The 878-nt window shown below is 47.0% G+C and carries 1 protein-coding gene; it reads left to right on the top strand.

Translation table 11 applies throughout. From position 1 onward, the window contains the following. Positions 1-878, top strand: an 878-nt coding sequence (locus A3751_RS03185; RefSeq protein WP_156492231.1) for a Tn3 family transposase, incomplete at both ends; no start/stop codon positions are given.

Raw genomic sequence — 878 nt, 5'->3', positions numbered from 1 at the left:
AACAATCCATGTTGCCTCGCCTGACGGCGAAACCCAGCAAACTAATCGAGACTTTATCCTGTGATCTCAACGATAAACTACAACAGGTCAGTCGGCGCATCGAAAACGGTGACAACCAAAACGTTATCCTGCGCAATCGCACCGGTAAAACAAAGTGGCGGCTGCCCTCAACCGGTGTTAAAAGTATGCTGAACAACCCGTTCTTTGACCAGATAAAACCGATTAATATTACCGATGTACTGCGCTACGTGGATCAGGAGACTGGCTTTCTGGACAACTTTGAACATGTACTACCTGTCCAGTCGAAAGGCCGTGCGAATGTTAATGATCTGTTGGCCGTTATTATTGGTAACGGCACTAATTACGGGCTGTACGGCATGGCCAATATCTCCGACCGGGCGTATGACCAACTAAAAGGTATCCAAGCCAATTACCTGCGGCCGGAGACGCTAAATAATGCCAATGATGTAATCAACAACCCGGTCGCCAGGCTGGCCATCTTTAAACACTACAATATCCAGGAAGACCTCATCCATGCCAGTGCCGATGGGCAAAAGTTCGAGAGCCGGTTGGAGACTTTTAAAACCCGGTACTCCTCAAAATACTTTGGTACTAACAAAGGCGTCTCGGCCATCACTTTGATAGCCAATCACGCAGCGCTAAACGCCAAGGTGATTGGCTCCAACGAACATGAATCCCACTACATCTTTGATTTGTTGCAAAGCAATACATCAGAGATACAACCCGATGTATTATCGACCGATACCCATGGGGTTAATCATGTAAATTTTGCCTTGTTGGATCTGTTTGGCTACACCTTTGCCCCCAGATATGCCCAGTTCGGCAAGGTCATTGAAGAGATGTTCAAAGTCAGTGAA

The organism is Oleiphilus sp. HI0080 (genome assembly GCF_001635135.1).
This window is presented reverse-complemented; position numbering and strand designations above follow the sequence as displayed.